Annotated in this window: 16 protein-coding genes; 14 read left to right on the top strand and 2 right to left on the bottom strand. The window is 69.7% G+C overall.

Going from position 1 to position 16049, the window contains the following annotated elements; translation table 11 throughout:
* Nucleotides 1-9 precede the first annotated feature (9 nt).
* The 8 genes from AB0J16_RS41645 to AB0J16_RS41610 are packed head-to-tail and all read left to right on the top strand — an operon-like array spanning nt 10 to nt 7936.
* The gene (locus AB0J16_RS41645; RefSeq protein WP_358550487.1) at nt 10-675 is read left to right on the top strand and encodes a glycerophosphodiester phosphodiesterase family protein; all 666 of its coding nucleotides are present in this window, start codon (nt 10-12) and stop codon (nt 673-675) included.
* Nucleotides 672-1460 (top strand): inositol monophosphatase family protein, encoded by a 789-nt coding sequence (locus AB0J16_RS41640; protein ID WP_358550485.1) that lies wholly within the window; start codon nt 672-674, stop codon nt 1458-1460. The genes AB0J16_RS41645 and AB0J16_RS41640 overlap by 4 nt, the downstream gene beginning before the upstream one ends.
* Complete coding sequence (locus AB0J16_RS41635; RefSeq protein ID WP_358550483.1) at nt 1457-2365, top strand: sugar ABC transporter permease; 909 nt, start codon at nt 1457-1459, stop codon at nt 2363-2365. The genes AB0J16_RS41640 and AB0J16_RS41635 overlap by 4 nt, the downstream gene beginning before the upstream one ends.
* On the top strand, nt 2362-3168 hold the full coding sequence (locus AB0J16_RS41630; RefSeq protein ID WP_358550481.1) for a carbohydrate ABC transporter permease: 807 nt from the start codon (nt 2362-2364) through the stop codon (nt 3166-3168). Before AB0J16_RS41635 ends, AB0J16_RS41630 begins: the two co-directional genes overlap by 4 nt.
* A complete protein-coding gene (locus AB0J16_RS41625; protein ID WP_358550479.1) occupies nt 3165-4664 on the top strand; it encodes a metallophosphoesterase in 1500 nt (499 codons plus the stop codon). The genes AB0J16_RS41630 and AB0J16_RS41625 overlap by 4 nt, the downstream gene beginning before the upstream one ends.
* A gap of 43 nt (nt 4665-4707) precedes the next feature.
* Nucleotides 4708-6369 (top strand): right-handed parallel beta-helix repeat-containing protein, encoded by a 1662-nt coding sequence (locus tag AB0J16_RS41620; RefSeq protein ID WP_358550477.1) that lies wholly within the window; start codon nt 4708-4710, stop codon nt 6367-6369.
* Nucleotides 6370-6374: 5 nt separating this feature from the next.
* Nucleotides 6375-7316, top strand: coding sequence for an inorganic phosphate transporter (locus AB0J16_RS41615; protein ID WP_358550475.1), 942 nt, complete (start codon nt 6375-6377; stop codon nt 7314-7316).
* Nucleotides 7313-7936 (top strand): DUF47 family protein, encoded by a 624-nt coding sequence (locus AB0J16_RS41610; RefSeq protein WP_358550473.1) that lies wholly within the window; start codon nt 7313-7315, stop codon nt 7934-7936. Before AB0J16_RS41615 ends, AB0J16_RS41610 begins: the two co-directional genes overlap by 4 nt.
* A gap of 354 nt (nt 7937-8290) precedes the next feature.
* Here AB0J16_RS41610 and AB0J16_RS41605 read toward each other — a convergent pair whose 3' ends face one another.
* Both AB0J16_RS41605 and AB0J16_RS41600 read right to left on the bottom strand, forming a co-directional pair.
* Entirely contained in the window at nt 8291-9235 is a 945-nt protein-coding gene (locus AB0J16_RS41605) for an acyltransferase domain-containing protein (RefSeq protein WP_358550471.1), read from the bottom strand.
* Between the two features lie 349 nt (nt 9236-9584).
* Nucleotides 9585-10439 carry an SDR family NAD(P)-dependent oxidoreductase gene (locus AB0J16_RS41600; protein WP_358550469.1) on the bottom strand — a complete coding sequence of 285 codons (855 nt, stop codon included), beginning with the start codon at nt 10437-10439 and terminating at the stop codon, nt 9585-9587.
* Between the two features lie 210 nt (nt 10440-10649).
* Between AB0J16_RS41600 and AB0J16_RS41595 the strand changes: the two genes are divergently transcribed.
* From AB0J16_RS41595 to AB0J16_RS41570, 6 genes are all read left to right on the top strand, one after another.
* Nucleotides 10650-11276, top strand: coding sequence for a TetR/AcrR family transcriptional regulator (locus AB0J16_RS41595; protein ID WP_358550467.1), 627 nt, complete (start codon nt 10650-10652; stop codon nt 11274-11276).
* A 377-nt stretch (nt 11277-11653) separates the two neighbouring features.
* Entirely contained in the window at nt 11654-12541 is an 888-nt protein-coding gene (locus AB0J16_RS41590) for an alpha/beta hydrolase (protein WP_358550465.1), read from the top strand.
* 103 nt (nt 12542-12644) lie between these two features.
* Complete coding sequence (locus AB0J16_RS41585; protein ID WP_358550463.1) at nt 12645-13286, top strand: biliverdin-producing heme oxygenase; 642 nt, start codon at nt 12645-12647, stop codon at nt 13284-13286.
* A gap of 99 nt (nt 13287-13385) precedes the next feature.
* The gene (locus tag AB0J16_RS41580) at nt 13386-14060 is read left to right on the top strand and encodes a TetR/AcrR family transcriptional regulator (protein ID WP_358550461.1); all 675 of its coding nucleotides are present in this window, start codon (nt 13386-13388) and stop codon (nt 14058-14060) included.
* 109 nt (nt 14061-14169) lie between these two features.
* Nucleotides 14170-14487: a hypothetical protein gene (locus tag AB0J16_RS41575; protein ID WP_358550459.1), complete on the top strand. Its 318-nt coding sequence runs from the start codon at nt 14170-14172 to the stop codon at nt 14485-14487.
* Between the two features lie 224 nt (nt 14488-14711).
* Nucleotides 14712-15971 carry a DUF6745 domain-containing protein gene (locus AB0J16_RS41570; RefSeq protein WP_358550457.1) on the top strand — a complete coding sequence of 420 codons (1260 nt, stop codon included), beginning with the start codon at nt 14712-14714 and terminating at the stop codon, nt 15969-15971.
* Nucleotides 15972-16049 lie beyond the last annotated feature (78 nt).

Raw genomic sequence — 16049 nt, 5'->3', positions numbered from 1 at the left:
GGAGCCCCCTTGCCGATCCTGATTGGTCACCGCGGCGCGCCCTTACAGCTGCTGGAGAACACCGTCGGCTCCCTGCGGCTGGCGCGCGAACTGGGCGCCGACGCGGTGGAGTTCGACGTACGCGCCAGCCGCGACGGGCACCCTGTGTTGCTGCACGACCGTACGCTCGACCGCTTCTGGGGACGCCCCTCGCCCGTGAGTGAGCTGACCGTGGCGGAGCTACGCGAGCTGCGCTGCGGCGAGCACCCCGAGGCCCGGATCGCCACGCTGGACGAGGTCGCCGAGAAGGTGGACCTGCGACTGGTGGTCGACGGCAAGGACCCCGCCCTGGTCCCTGCCATCATCGAGACCCTGCGCCGCTGCGACGCGCTCGCCCGCTCCTGCTTCATCGGCGCCCCCGACGTGCTCGGCGCCGTCAGGGACGCGTTGCCCGACGCCGAGCTCATCCTGTCCTGGTCAGGTACGGAGTCACCCGCCCCTGACCTACTCGACCGGCTGCGCCCGAGCACGATCAACCTGCCATGGAAGGACTTCGCCGAGCCCGTGTGCCGGGCCGCGCTGCAAGGCGGATACCAGGTGTGGACGTACTCGGTCGACACCCGCGCGGACGCCGAGCGGGCGAAGCGGCTCGGCGTCGAGGGCCTCATCAGCAACGACCTGCCGAGCATCGCATGACCGCCCCGCTGAACGAATGGCACGACCTGGCCATCCGACTCGCCGCCTGGGCCGGCGACGTGATCGCGAACGGACGCCCCGACCCCGCCACCGCCGAGACGAAGGTCAACGCCGGTGACTGGGTGACCTCGTTCGACCGGGAGGTCGAACAGCACGTCCGCGGCGAACTCCGGCGCCTGCTGCCCGACCATCGCGTGGTCGGCGAGGAGTACGGCGCCGACCCCGAAGACGCGGCGGTGACCTGGTACCTCGATCCGATCGACGGCACCACCAACTTCGTGCACGGAGTGCCCTGGGTGGCCTTCAGTCTGGCCGCCTGCGACGAACGCGGCGCGGCGGTGGGCGTGGTCGCCGACGTGTACCGCGGCGAGGTCTTCAGCGCCGTCCGCGGCGGCGGCGCCCGGCTCAATGGCGAGCCGGTGCGCTGCGCCCAGGACGCGGCCGTCACCGGCGGCGTGCTGCTCACTGAGTGGTCCCGGCAGGACGCCTGGCCCGGCATGTACGACTACCTCTCACGTATCTCCGCGACCTGCGGATCCACCCGGATCATGGGGTCGTGCGCACTCGCGCTGGCCACCGTCGGCGCCGGCCGGGCGGCGGGCGTGGTGCTGCCCGGCCACTACAACGCGTGGGACGTGGCGGCCGGCGTACTGATCGCCAGGGAGTCCGGCGCGCTGATCTACGACCGCGAGGGCCCGCACGACGACGTGCCGCTGCAGGGCGTGCTGGCCGCCCCTGCGAGCTCGGCCGAGGAGCTGTGGCGTGCGTGGGTGGGAACGCCATGAGTTCGGCCTCCCTGTCCCCCGGGCGGCACCGGCGCAAGGATGTCGTCGTGGCGTTGTGCTTCCTGGCACCCGCCACCGCGGTGTTCGTGCTGTTCGGCTTCTACCCGCTGGTCAGGACCATCTGGCTGAGCGTGGCAGCCAGCGACATCTTCGGCAACGTCACCGGATTCGTCGGCTTGGGCAGGTACGGGGAGTTCTTCTCCGACCCCGCGCTGCGGCGGGTGCTGCTCATCACGCTCATGTTCGTCCTGCTGACCGTGCTGCCCACGCTGCTGATCGGGCTGTTCCTGGCACTCGTGTTGCAGGCCAGGGTGCCGGGTATCGGCTTCTTCCGCACACTGATGGCCACGCCGTTCGCCTTCTCCGCCGCCTCGGCGGCAGTGGTCTTCGACATCTTCTACAGCCCCAGCGTCGGCCTGTTCAACGGGCTGCTCGACCTGGCCGGCCTGCCAGTGGTCGAGTGGCTGACCGATCCTGCGACAGCGCTGCCGAGCCTGGCCCTGGTGTCGGTCTGGCGTGACCTCGGCTACGCCATGCTCGTCTTCTCCGCCGGGCTGCAGGCCATCCCGGAATCGCTGTTCGAGGCGGCGCGCACCGACGGGGCGGGGCGCTGGACACTGCTGTGGCGCATCGTGCTGCCGCTGCTCAGCCCGACGATGTTCTTCCTGCTGGTGGTCTCCACGATCAGCTCGCTGCAGACCTTCGGTGAGATCAACATCCTCACCGGCGGCGGCCCCGACGGCGCGACCACCACCCTGGTCTACGGGCTCTACCAGTCAGCGTTCGCCTTCGGCAGCAGCGACTACGGACTCGCGTCCGTCCAGGCCGTGGTGCTGCTCGTCCTCGTCATGGTGATCACGATCATCCAGTTCCGGTTTCTGCAACGGAAGGTGTTCTACGGATGAGGAAGGCAGCCGCCCTCGCCGGGCTGACCGTGCTGCTGGCGATCGTCATCTTCCCGCTCTACTACGCGATCGCGGGCTCGCTGATGACTCAGGAGGACCTCACCAGGTTCCCGCCCGCGGTGTTCCCGAGCGGGCTGAACTGGGACAACTTCGCCGGCGTACTGCACGCGGTGCCCCTGGCCCGGCAATACCTGAACAGCATCGTCGTCTCGCTCTGCGTGGTGGCGGGCGTCCTCGTCACATCCGTGCTGGCCGGGTACGCGTTCACGTTCCTGGACTTCCCGTTCAGGCGGTTCGCGTTCGCGATGTTCCTGTCCACGATGATGATCCCCGCCGAGGCATCGATCATCCCGAACTACCTGACCATGGCGGACTGGGGGCTGGTGAACACCTTCCCCGCGCTCATCCTGCCGTTCCTGGCCAGCGGGTTCGGCACGTTCATGATGCGGCAGTTCTTCATGACCTTCCCCCGGGAGGTGTACGAGGCGGCCAAGGTCGAAGGCTGCGGGCACCTGCGCTTCCTGTGGTCCATCCTCGTGCCGCTGTCGCGGCCCGCGCTCGGCACACTGGCTGTCTACTCCTTCATCGGCACCTACAACCACTACTTCTGGCCGCTGCTGGTCACCAACACCCCCTCCATGCAGACCCTGCAGATCGGGCTCGACCAGCTCAACTCGGTCGAAGAGCGGGCGCCGAACCTCATCCTGGCCGGGGTGGTCATGGCTGTCATCCCCATGCTGATCATGATCTACGCCTTCCAACGGCACATCGTCCGCGGATTGACCACGGGAGCGGTGAAATGAGCACTCTGCTGCCGGGCGAGCCGCTCGGCGCGGGCACCGACGAGGTGTACCGGCGCCTGAAGCGCGGCCCCGACGAGCCGCACCGCCTTCGCTCGGACTTCACGCCGCCGCTCGCCCCCGGCCGGGTCGGCGGCCGGGTCGTGGCCACGCTCGCCCACCTCACCGACCTGCACGTGGTCGACCCCGGTTCTCCGGCCCGCCTTGACTTCGCGATGCGGTCGGGAGCCGGCCGGCCCGCCTGGGGCGGCGCGGTGGACTGGGTGTTCCGCCCGCAGGAGTCGCTCACCCCGTACGCGGTCAGGTCGATGGTCTCGACGCTGGCCGGGCTGCCCATCGACGTCTGCGTGGTGACCGGGGACAACATCGACAACGGCCAGACGAACGAACTGAACGCCTACCTGGCGCTGCTCGACGGCGGCGAGGTACGGCTGGCGCCCGCCTACCACGGCCCGCAACGCCTCGACTGGGACGACCACTGGTACTGGCGGCCCGACCCCGGTGACGATCAGTACAAACGGCGATGGGGCTTCCCCACCCACCCGGGACTGCTCGACCTGGCCTCATCCCCGTTCACCGCCGCTCCACTCGGCCACCCATGGCTCGGTTGCCTGGGCAACCACGACCTGCTGGTCGGCGGCGCCAGCCAGGGCCACGCCCACCTGGGCGACCTCGTGACGAGCGACCGCAAGCCCATCGAACTGCCCGACAACATCCCCTGCGGGCTCGACACACTGCTGTCCGACCCGGCCACCCTGTTCTCCGGACGCTCGCGACCAGTCCCGGCCGTGCCGGAGCGGGCCTTCGCGGGCCGTATGGAGCTGATCAGGCGGCATCTCGGCCATGGGTTCACCGAGGAGAACCTGCGCGACGGGACCGGCTACTACACCTACGACCCAGTACCGGGCCTGCGGGTGATCACGCTGGACACCAACCACGCACCCGGCCACTGGGACGGCAGCATGGACCAGCGGCAGCTCGCCTGGCTGGAAGACCAGCTCGCCAGGACACACGGGCCGGACGCCCCGCTGGTGGTGCTGGCCTCGCACCACGCGACCGCCTCGATGAACAACCGCTACGGAGTCTGCCCCGACCGGCAGGCCGACCGTGCCTACGCGGCCGAGGTCCTGAGCACGGCCCTGCGTTGCCCGAACGTCGTGCTCTGGCTCAACGGACACCACCATGCCAACCGGATCACCGCCCACTACCGGGCCGGCGGCGGCGGACTGTACGAGGTGACCACCGCGTCGATCACCGACTGGCCTAGCCAGGCCCGCCTCATCGAGATCGCGATCGAGCCGACCGGCGAGATCCGGCTGACCACCACCATGATCGACCACGCGGCCCCGGCCACCGTCTCCGGCGACCTGGCGGACCCTGCCCAGCTCGCCACCCTGCATCGGGAGCTGGCCTACAACGACGGCGTACGCGCCGGGCGGCGCGGCGCCGAAGGCTCCCCGGCAGACCGCAACGTCCACCTGTACCTCCCACCGCGCTGACCTGCCGAGAACCCGGCCACCCCCCTTCCTTTAGGAGAACGACATGCCGCCCTTAGACCGGCGTCACCTGCTCCGCGCTGCCATCGTCGGCGGCACCGCCTCCGCCGCCGCGATGGCGACGGCGGCTGCCGCCGCCGCCTCTCCCACACCGCAGGAGACCCCCTCGCAGGCTCCGAACCCGTCGGCGGCCCACACCGGCACCTCCGACTTCATGGTGGTGAACGTCCGCGACCACGGCGCCAAGGGCGACGGCGCGACCGACGACACTGCCGCCATCCAGGCCGCGCTCAATGCCGGCAAGGGCACGACCGTCTACCTGCCACCCGGCACGTACCTGGTCTCGAACATGCTCAGCGTCTTCTCCAAGACGACCGTCCTCGCGACCTCGGCCACGGTGGTCAAGCGCACGGCCGGCCCGGCCCTGCTCGGCAACGGCGTACTGGGTGACTTCAGCGCCACCAAATGGGACGGTGAATCCGACATCGTCATCCATGGCGGCGTGTGGGACGTCAACGCGGGCGCGGTGAGCGCCAGCGCCGCCGGCTTCGGATTCAGCCACGGACAAAACATCCGGGTGTACGACGTGACCATCCGCGATGTACAGCGCCACCATGCGATCGAACTTTGTGGCGTGAAGTCCGCCAGAGTCGTCAACTGCCGTTTCCTCGGATTCTCCGACCCGGACGGCAACCGCGGCTACTCCGAGGCCATCCAGATGGACTACGCCGGAGGCCCCAGCCACTTCGGGCTGTTCGGCGCACCCGACTTCTACGGGTGCCAGGACATCGAGGTCAGCGGATGTTACTGCGGCCCCTCAGAGACGCTTCCATCCTTCCCCCGGCTGGCCGGCTCCCACGGCGGCCCGAACGGACACCAGCACACCGGGCTGCGCGTGCTCGGCAACTACGCCGAGGGTTGCACCGAGTGGGCCATCCGCCTCTACGACTGGGGGGACGCGCTGGTCGAAGGCAACCAGATCGTCAACGGCGGTGGCGGCATCCAGATCGGCCCCGCCGGGGTGCAGCCCAGCGCCAACATCATCGTCCGCGGCAACATCCTGCGCGGACTGAAGGGCGTCAAGGAGGCCGCCGGCCGCCCTACGGATGCCGCCATTTGCGTGGGCAGGCTCAACGAGTCACGCACCAGCCGCCTGGTCATCGACGCCAACATCGTGCAGGACGTCACCATGGAGGGCATCGCCGTCTTCCGTACCGATCACGCCGTCGTCTCCGGCAACCACACAGCCCGCACCGGCGGCGTGGGCATCCGGATCAACAACTCACCGCGCACGGTCGTCTCGGGCAACACCATCGAGCAGCCCGGGAAGGAGGGTATCGTCGCCCACCTCGGGAGCAACGGCAGCCTGATCACCGGCAACATCATCAAGGACTCCGGCGCGTACGGCATCGGCATCACCGATAAGATCTCCGACGTGGCCGTCCGGGACAACACCGTCCTCGGCTCGGGCACCACAGCCGGCACCGAAGCGGGCCTGCGGGTCAGCAACAACGCCAACCGTACGAGCCTGGTCGGCAACACCGTACGACGCCGAGGCAGCGGGAACGAGGCCGCCTACGGGCTGTCCATCACCGCCGCCTGCACCGGCACCTGGTACACCGGCAACGACCTGCGCGACTCGGGGGCGACCGGCCCGGTCAGCGACAGCGGCGCCGGTTCCCAGACCAGCCCGGGAGGGCCCTCCTGACGGCGTTGATCGTCACGGCGCTGTTCGCCCTGTTCACCGGCTACAACGACGCGGGGGCGGTGATCGGTCTCGGACTGCGGGCGCGCGGCCTGCGGCCGCTTACCGCCCTGCTCCTGCTGGCGCTGGCGGTCGTGGCTGCGCCGCTGGCCGTCGGCACGGCGGTGGCCGCCACGCTCAGCACGCGGCTGGTGTCGTTCGAGGGCGGCCGGGCGCCGCTGCTGGCCGCAATAGCGGCGGCGGTCCTGGTCACCGTGGTCCTGGCCACCTGCCGCCTGCCCACCAGCCTGACGCTCGCCCTCATCGGCGGCGTCTCGGGGGCGGGCCTGGGGGCGGGGGCCTCGGTCGACTGGTCCTTGGTGGCAACGGTCCTGGCCACCGCCGCGGTCGCGCCGTTCGCGGGGGCGCTCACCGCCCGCGCGGTCACGTGGCTGGTCGGGGTGGTGCCGGCGGGCAAGGGCGCAGGGGAACGGCTGCGCCGCATGCACGTGACGGCCTTCGCGGCCACGTGCGTGGCGTACGGCGCGAACGACGGCCAGAAGCTCCTGGCCGTCTACGCCGCAGTCCACGCGGTGCCCGCTGACCGGGCCGCCACATCGATCACAGCGCAGGCTCTGCTGGTCGGCTGCTTCCTGGCCGGGGCGGTGCTGGGCCTGCGCAGGCTCGCGGCCAGCATCGGCGGCGGGCTCGCCGCGGCCGACACCAGCGCGATCGTGGTAACCGAGACATCCGGTGCGGCCGTGGTGCTCGGCACCGCCCTGATCGGCGCCCCCGTGAGCATGACCCAGTCCCTGTCCGGCGCCATGATCGGCACCGGTCTGGCCCGCGGAACAAGGAGAGTGAGATGGCGAGCGGTACTACACCTGGGAACGGCCTGGTTGCTCACGCTGCCCATGGCCCTGGCCTGTGGCGCGGTGGGCGGCGCGGTAGCCGTCGCGGTGGCGCCGTGAGGTCGCTGTTCCGCGATCTGTCCGGGCGTACCGACCGCGTCCTCATCGAGCAGATCATTACGCAGCTCGACGCGGCCGCGGCGGGCGTGTGGCTGGCCACGGCGTCGGCCACTGGCGAGATCGACCCGGCGACGGCCCGCGCGCGGATGGTCGAGGTGGAGCACGAGGGGGACGAGGCCCGCGCGGCGCTGGTCGGCCAGATGCGCCGCAGCCTCACCTCGCCCATCGACCGTGAGGACCTCTTCCGCTTCTCCCGCGCTATCGACGACGTCCTCGACGCGGTGCGGGACTTCGTCAGGGAGCTGCACCTGTTCGCCGCGCCGCCCGACCCGTCGTACGCGAGCCCGCTCCAGGCCCTGTCGGCCGGCATCGAGCAGCTCACGGAGGCGGCCCGGCTGCTGCCCGCCCGCCCCCGCGCCGCTGCCGAGGCCGCCAGGGGAGCCAAGAAGCCCGGCGTACGGGTCGCCTACCAGCTCTCGCTGGCCGAGGTCCTGTCGGCCCCGCTCACCCGCGACACCATCAAGGTGACGCTTCTGCTGACCCGCCTGGACGCCGCGGGAACCAGCCTTGCCGCGGCCGTGGACACCCTGGCCGACGGCGTGATCAAGCGCTACCAGTGACATTCTGGGTGATCTCCGGTTCCGTCACGCGGCTCGGCAGTACTCGTTGATCGCCCCCAAGCACTTTTGCGATATTCGATGCGACTTCGAGTCGTGTGTGCAGCGCTCTCTTTTATGGGGTGCTGTGTGACCTCGGCGGCGATCCGGTCGACACCATCGTTGAGTTTCAGCACCCGTTCGGCTTGTTCCAGAAGCCGGGTGACCAGCCGGAAATTGCCTGCGGTGGTGCGGTTGATCGCGGCGATGGCCTCGGTTGTGGTGGCGTCAGGCCGAGGTGGGCGAAGGCTGTGGTCAGGACGGTGGCGAGTCGAGTGCGAGCAGGAGTGACGCAAATCTGTGGATATCTCGGCCCGGCTACATCGGGAAGCGGCCGCGGCGGATGCGCCAGTGGCGGCCGGCCTTCAGGTGGTCGACGATCGCGCGCTGGAGCACGGTGCGGCGCGGCAGCTGGTCGAGCGGCGTGGTCAGGGTGCGGAACACGAACCGCAGCACCTCGACGTCGGCGTCCTGCCCCTCCGGCTCCTCGTAGGGCTCCAGCTCGAACCTCCGCTGGAACCGGACGATGTTGGAGTCCCCGGGCAGGTACTCCAGTAACTGCGGGTCCAGCAGCCACGAGCCGCAGGAGAACTCCGTGTAGCGCTCGCCGGGAAAGTGGCGTGGGAAGAACGCGCGGGCCTCGTCGAGCGACGCCGTGACCGCCTCCGGGGTCATCGGCCCCGACTCGGGAATGTGCAGGCTGATGGTGGTGCCGCCGCGATGGTGCTGCAGTCGGCCCAGCTCGTAGATGCCGCCGCGCGCGTGCAATGTCAGCCAGCTCTGCATGACCGGCCAGCCCTCGCGGTGCATCCGCCGGTCGATCGCGAGATTGCGGCCCAGGTCCGCGAGGGTCACCCACGACACGGCATCGGGGATGCCGTGGTCGCGGTGGTAGCCCATGGCGACGTCGACCAGGGCCAGGTACGCGTACACGTAGAGGTGCCGCCAGGCGGGGCCCCGTTCGCGCGGCAGCTCCGGACCGGGCGGCAGCCAGCCGTGTCCCCCGAGATCGGCGCGGACCAGGGCGATCGAGCGGTCGAGCAGCCAGCGCAGCTCCGGAGTCCACAGGGGAGAGCCGGGGTCGGGCCAGCCCGCCATGATCTCGACGGCGTCGTCCGGCCGCACCGCGAGCCGGTCGAGGATCGCGGGCGCGTCGGCCTTGGCGGGCAGCGGAGCCGACGGCCGGTCGCCGGCGAGCTGGTGTACGCGGTCGACGTCCTCGGCGGGTACCCCGAGCCGGGCGGCGACGTCGTCCAGATCCACATGGACGATCCTACGATCAACGGCAACGCGACGGAGGAAGGTCAAGGGATCTACCTTTTTGCCCGTTTTGTCGATCTCCTGCTTTCCTCGGCGCGAGAGGTCTGCGAGCAGGGTCACCAACTGCCTTCAGCCGGTTGACGGGGCGACGAACGGACCCTCAGGCGAGGGCAGCTGTCCGACGCCACCGTTCGAGCCGAGCAACCTCTGGCCCGGCAGCTGTACGGCCGGCGCCGGCCGTACAGCTCACGCACTCACGACCACGAACCGGGAGGTGCCCCTATCGAGTACCAGACTCCAGCCGGGGGCACATCGAGCCGAGAAGAACGACGCGGCTCAGATTTGGAAAGGCTCAAACCGCGGCCGGCTGGTCGGCCTTGCCGTGCGCCTCCAACGAAAGGTCCTGCCAGTCGGCCCACATCTTGAGCCGGTCGGCGTAGGCCTGCTGGATCATCGGGTGGAAGCCCTGGCCGAAGAGAACCCGCAGCGGTGGGTTGTCGGAGTCCACCAGCTTGAGCAGCGCCTGGGCCGCCGCGGCCGGGTCGCCGGCGGGCAGCTTGCCGGCCATCGCGCCGAGGCGCCGGCGGAGGCCGGCGTAGGCCGGGTCGGGCTCGGCCATGTGGCCGTTGTTGAGCGGGTCGGGGTTCTTGCCGGAGCGGGTGGCGAATCCGCCGGGCTCGATGATGGTCACCTTGACACCGAAGTCGGCGACCTCACCGGCGAGGGCCTCGTTCAAGCCCTCCAAGGCCCACTTGGAGGCGTGGTAGGCGCCGCCGAGCGGCATGGCGATCAGGCCGGCGGCCGAGGACAGCTGGATGATGCGTCCCGAGCGCTGCTCGCGCAGGTAGGGCAGCGCGGCCTGGACCACCCACACCGCGCCGAACAGGTTGGTCTCCAGCTGGTCGCGCAGTTGCTGCTCGGTCAGCTCTTCGACCGCGCCGACCTGGGCGTAGCCGGCGTTGTTCACGATGACGTCCAGGCGGCCGAAGTGCTCGGCGGCCCGCGCCACGCTCTCGAAGACGGCCGCCTTGTCGGTCACGTCCATCGCGAGCGGGAGCACCGCGTCGCCGTAGGCGGCGACCAGGTCGTCAAGGCTCTCGGCCTTCCGGGCGGCCGCGGCCACCTTGTCGCCACGAGACAGTGCTGCCTCGACAAAGCTGCGGCCCAGGCCGCGGGACGAACCAGTGACGAACCAGACCTTGCTCATGATGATCTTCCATTCTTTCGTTGCCGACTGCCGGACACGAGACGCCGACGACCTGATCCCTGTGACAGGTGCGGCTCTGTGATCTAGGCCATAGAGTATGTAGATGTGCAGTCATTGCACTCTCGTGCAATGATTGCATCAAGATATACTCATGCCACGAACGGCCGTCAAGTCGGCCGCGGACCGACCCGAGGAATGCCAGGGGGCACGATGACGAGTGACGAACCAGTCCGCCGCGGCGGACGCGAAGCGCAGCGCCGCCGCACTCGCAAGGCGATCGTCGACGCGGCGGTCCGCCTGAGCGCCATCGGAGTAACGCCGTCCATCGACGAGATCGCGGCCGCCGCCGACGTGTCACGCCGCACGATCTACATGCACTTCCCGACCCTCGACCACCTGCTGATCGACGCGACGGCGGGCGCGCTCAACGAGCCGCCGGTCGAAGCGGCACTGGCCGACCCCGCGCTCGCCAACGATCCTGTTGCCCGCGTAGACGCCCTCATCCGGACACTGCTGGAGTACTCACCGCAATCCCTTCCCCTGGGCCGCCGGCTGATCCGTCTAACCGTCGATCCGGCGCCGAACGACGCTCAGGAGCGAGCCACCCCGCGCCGGACTCGCCGCCGGGTGGAATGGCTGGAACAGGCCTGCGAACCACTCCGGAGCACCCTCAGCGAGGAACGGTTCCAGCGCCTCATCTCGGCCCTGACCATCGTGGTCGGCTGGGAGGCGCAGATCGCCCTACGCGACGTCCGCGGCCTTGACCCTCAGGCCGAGCAGGAGGCCATCACCTGGGCCGCACGCGCCCTGGTAGAGGCAGCGATCAAGGAAGGGTGACCTCCGCCAGGAACTGCCCCGTCTCAGCACCCGGTCAGCCCGCCATCCTGTCCTGGTGGCTCCCGCCTGGTGACCTATCGCGAGGACAAGCCATGCCGCACCGGCCCTCCCCAACCGTCGGACGGTGTGGATGACACCGGCGCCCTTGCAGGTAGGGCAGGCGACCTCGGAGGTGGCGCTGAACCAGCCCGGCCGCGGCGAGGCCTTCATACCAAGCAGCACCGTTGTTTCCGCTCGTACACCGGGAGGGCACGGCCCAGATCGCCCGCCGCCCCCACCAAGCGCTTGCCGACAGCCTTGTCAGCCCCAGGTACTACAAGAGAGTTCAACCCCAGCGGTGACGCGGTCGACGGCCTCCGTTTCGTAGCTTTCCGAGCATGCTCAGAATGCTCACGCTCGCCGGAAGTCTCGCGTTCGGCGCGGTCCTGGCGCTGCCCGGCCAGCACAGTGGCCGGCTTGTGAAGGTCTACGGCGACCTGGCCACCGCCGATCGGGTCGCCATCGTGGTGCCGGGGGCCGACACCACGGTGGCCACCTTCGAAGCGAGTACGAAGCGGCCGGGAGGCGCGGCGCGGGCGCTGCTGGCCGAGGCCGCCAAGGTGGGCCACGGCGAGCGGCTGGCCGTGATCGCCTGGCTCGGTTATGACGCGCCGCCTACGTGGAGCCTGGGCGCCATCACCGACACGGCGGCCGTCGAGGGGGCGAAGGCGCTGCGCCGTACCGTCGTGGAACTGCACGCGCGGACGTCCGCGCCGATCGCGTTACTGTGCCACAGCTACGGCTCGGTGGTGTGCGCCAAGGCCGGGACGGACCTGCCCGTCGCGGATGTGGCACTGTTCGGAAGCCCCGGCATCGACGCATCGTCCGGCCACGCACCGGCTGGCCGGGCGCCATCAGACCACCCGCCGTCCGACCAGGAACCGTCCGACGGGGCTCCGTCCGATGGGGCCCTGCCCGACCACCATCTGTCTGACGCGTCATATCGTCCTCCGTCCGACCACGGAGTGTCCAGCCCGGCGCCGTCTGTCACCAGGGTGTGGGCGGGTGTAGGTGGTAGTGATTGGATCAGGTTCGTGCCGAAGGTGAAGCTCGGGCCGCTTGGTTTCGGGGCCGACGCGCTGAGTCCCGGGTACGGAGCGCGGGTGTTTGAGGTGGGTCCCGGCGGGCACAGTGACTACTTCGCACCAGGAACGCCGTCGTTGCGCAATCTCACGCTGATCGCCCTCGGCCGCCCCGGCGATGTGACGGCTGCGGCGCCAGCATGACAGGGTCGGGTTTAATGACAGAGTGTCGTCATCAACTTGACGGGCCCGTCCAGGGTTTGTGACACTTTGTCATGAAAGACCTGGCAACACATTGGGGTGAAGCGTGACGTCGTTCTCCGAGACCTTGAAGAACGCCACTTGGGGCGACCACGAGTCGGCCGAGGACGAGAGCTACCTCAAAGAGCTGATGAGCGGCCGGTTGAGCGAGCACGACTACGGCGAGCTCGTCGCCCAGCACTACTTCGCCTACCTCGCCCTCGACGGCGCCGCCAAGGCCCTGGCCGATCACCCGGTGGCCGGCCGGTTCGTCTTCCCGGAGCTCTATCGGGAGCAGGCACTGGAGCGTGACCTGCAGACCGTCTACGGTGCCGGCTGGCGCGACCGGATCGTGCCCTCGAAGGCGACCCGGACCCTGGTGGCGCGGATCGAGCAGGTGGCCGACTGGCCGGGCGGTTATATCGCCCACCACTACACCCGCTACATGGGCGACCTGTCGGGCGGGCAGTTCATCCGGATGGAGCTGCAGAAGATCTACGGCTACCAGAAGGGCGGCGGGGTCGACTTCTACCTATTCGACGAGGTCGGCAGCCTGCCCCGATTCAAGAACGAATATCGTGCCCGCCTCGACGCGCTGCCCTTCGGCGAGCGGGAGCAGCATCGCGTGATCCGTGAGGTCAAGCTGGCCTACCAGCTCAACACCGAGGTACTCGGCGAGCTGCTCCACGTGATCAAGGCCGCAGCATAGGGTGCCTGAGAGGCTGGTCCATCCCACACCTCTCGTACGCGAAGTCCGGCCTATAGAAGTCGGCCTATAGCGGGATGGACACCGGCCTACCATGGACGCATGCCCCGCATCTCCGCAGCCACCATCGGTGAGCACCGAGCCCAGACGCGTGATCGCATCCTCGAGGCCGTCGCCCGCCTGTCGAGGGTGCAGGGGATCGACGCCATCTCCATGACGGACGTGGCGAACGAGGCCGAGATCACCCGGACCGTCCTCTACAACTACTACCCGGACAAGGCCGCCCTGCTGCTGGCCTTCACCGAGCGGGTCACCAGCTACTTCATCGAAAGCTACGAGCAGGAGCTGCCGGCCGTCGCCTCCCCCGCCGACCGGCTGCGGGTGTTCGTCCGGCTGCAGCTGACCGGCCTGCTGGCGCACCCGCACCCTGGAGCGGCGGATCTCAGCGCCGCCCTCGGCCCTGACGCCTACCAGCAGCTCGCCGAGCACGTGGCGCCCATGCAGCGCATCCTGGTGGAGATCTTGGAGAGCGGGATCGAGTCGGCCGATTTCCAGGTGGTCGACGTCGAGGCGACGGCCCGAATGATCATCGCGGTGATCGGCGCGGAGCGGGTGCCTCTGATCAGTGGCGCGGTGACCGTCGAGGCGGCGGGCGAGTTGGTGACGGGCTTCGTGCTTAGGGCTCTGGGCGCTGAGAGCCCTGCGGATCACCTCACCCCTGAGAGCCCTGCGGATCACCTCACCCCTGAGAGCCCTGCGGAACGCCTCACCTCCTGAGAGCCTGGGCAACGCCTCTCGTCAACTTGGCCCGGCCCGTCCACGACAGATCGCGGTGAATTGTCGGTCCTCCTCACTACCTTCGAGGTAGATCACCGAGGAGGTTCGCATGTTCCGTCAGGGAGACATCCTGATCGTTCCGGTCGCCGAGGACTCGGTGCCCAACCATCTGAAATCCGCACCATCCGCGCCCCGTGACGCGCGCGGCCGCCTCGTGCTCGCGCTCGGCGAGGCCACCGGCCATACCCACGCCATCCCGGGCCCGGGGACGTTGCTGGTCGATCGGGGCTCATCCTATCTGCGCCTGCCCTTTGGCGGACGGCTGGTCCATGAGGAGCATGCCGAGATCTCGCTGCCCAAGGGGTGGTTCCGGGTGGTCAGGCAGCGCGAATACGTCCCGGGTGCCTACCGGCTCGTCGCCGACTGACAGTGGCTCTGTGGGCGAGTCCCCCACCGCGGCCTGGCCCAGCCGACTGACAGTGGCTCTGTCGGTGAGCCCCCACCCCGGCCTGGCCCAGCCAACTGACAGTGGCTCTGTCGGTGAGCCCCCACCGTGGCCTGGTCCAGCGGCTGACCTTGGGTCGTCAATGGGAGCCGCCCATCCGTTTTGCGCCGCCGTACCCCACCCCCCGATCCAGGAGCACTTCATCGATGACGACTACTGATGTGTCCGCATTCGTCTCCGCCGAGATGGCGACCCGGCTGACCGGGACCGCGTCCGCCTGGGAAGAGATCGCGTTCGCGAGTGGCCCGGCCGACCGGGCCGAGGCCGAGGCAGGTGTCCGGTCCGCCTATCAGGCTGTGGGGCTGGCGGAGCCTGACCACATCGTCTGGCTCTCCTCCCCTGCCCAGGGTGCGGTCGCGGCGGCTCTCCTCACGGGCGGCGCGGCGGTCCGCGACACCTTCGACTCGATCGGGCTAAGGCGGGTGATGGACGAGGTCAGCGCCCAGTTCTCCGGAGTTGGCGAGGCTGGGCCGTCCACCCGGGAGCTCGTACGCACCGGGCCCTGGGAGCGGGCCCGGGCGGAGGTGGTCGCCACGCTTGGTGTCCACGTCTGGCCCCACGCCTGGCAGCTCACCGGCGCCCGTCTCTGGCCCGGCGTCCACCGTCTGGTGAACGACATCCGCACAGGCATCGCCGCGTCGGCAAGGGCGGCAAGCGCGGCGAGCACGGCAGGCGCGGCGGACGGTGGCCACGGCGGGGCCGCAGCGGTCGATGACGGCGTCGACGATGACGTGGCAGAGGCGGCGGCGTTGCTTCGGCGGGCCACTCTCGATGCCGTGTACGGTCAGCAGGACGCGCCGTGGCTGGCGCTGTTCGACGGGCTCGATGGGCTCGATGGGCTCGACGGCGACGCTCGACACGTCGCGTCTCTCGACGGGCTGATGCGGGTGGCGAGGGCGGCAGGATGGTGGTGGCCGTTCGAGCGGGTGGCCGTACTGTGTGAGCGCCCTGTCTCGATGCACCGCGACGACCTCGGCCGCCTGCATCGGGCCACCGGTCCCGCGCTGGCGTTCGCCGACGGGTTCGCGCTGTACGGCTGGCATGGCATGCCGGTCCCCGCCGACTTCGGGGCCGCCATGGCGGACCTCACGCCCGAGCGCATCCGACAGGAGGAGAACGCCGAGTTGCGCCGCGTCATGCTGGAGCATTTCGGCTTTGACCGCTACCTCACCGAGTCGGCTGCCACGCCGGTCCAACGGGACGCGGCGGGCGTGCTGTGGCGGCTGGAGCTGCCCGACGACGAGCCGCTGGCGATGGTCGAGGTGGTCAACTCCACGCCGGAGCCCGACGGCACCAGCCGGACCTACTTCCTGCGGGTGCCGCCATGGACCAGGACGGCGCAGGAGGGCGTGGCCTGGACGTTCGGGCTGGCGGCGGGCGATTACCGACCCGAACGGGAGACGTGACCGGCCTCGCCGGTGCGGGTCTGCCGCGCGATCCCAGCCATGGCCTCGCGATCCCCGTCATCGCGGCCTCGCGATCCC

It is taken from the genome of Nonomuraea sp. NPDC049750, assembly GCF_040659625.1.
GTDB lineage: Bacteria > Actinomycetota > Actinomycetes > Streptosporangiales > Streptosporangiaceae > Nonomuraea.
This window is presented reverse-complemented; position numbering and strand designations above follow the sequence as displayed.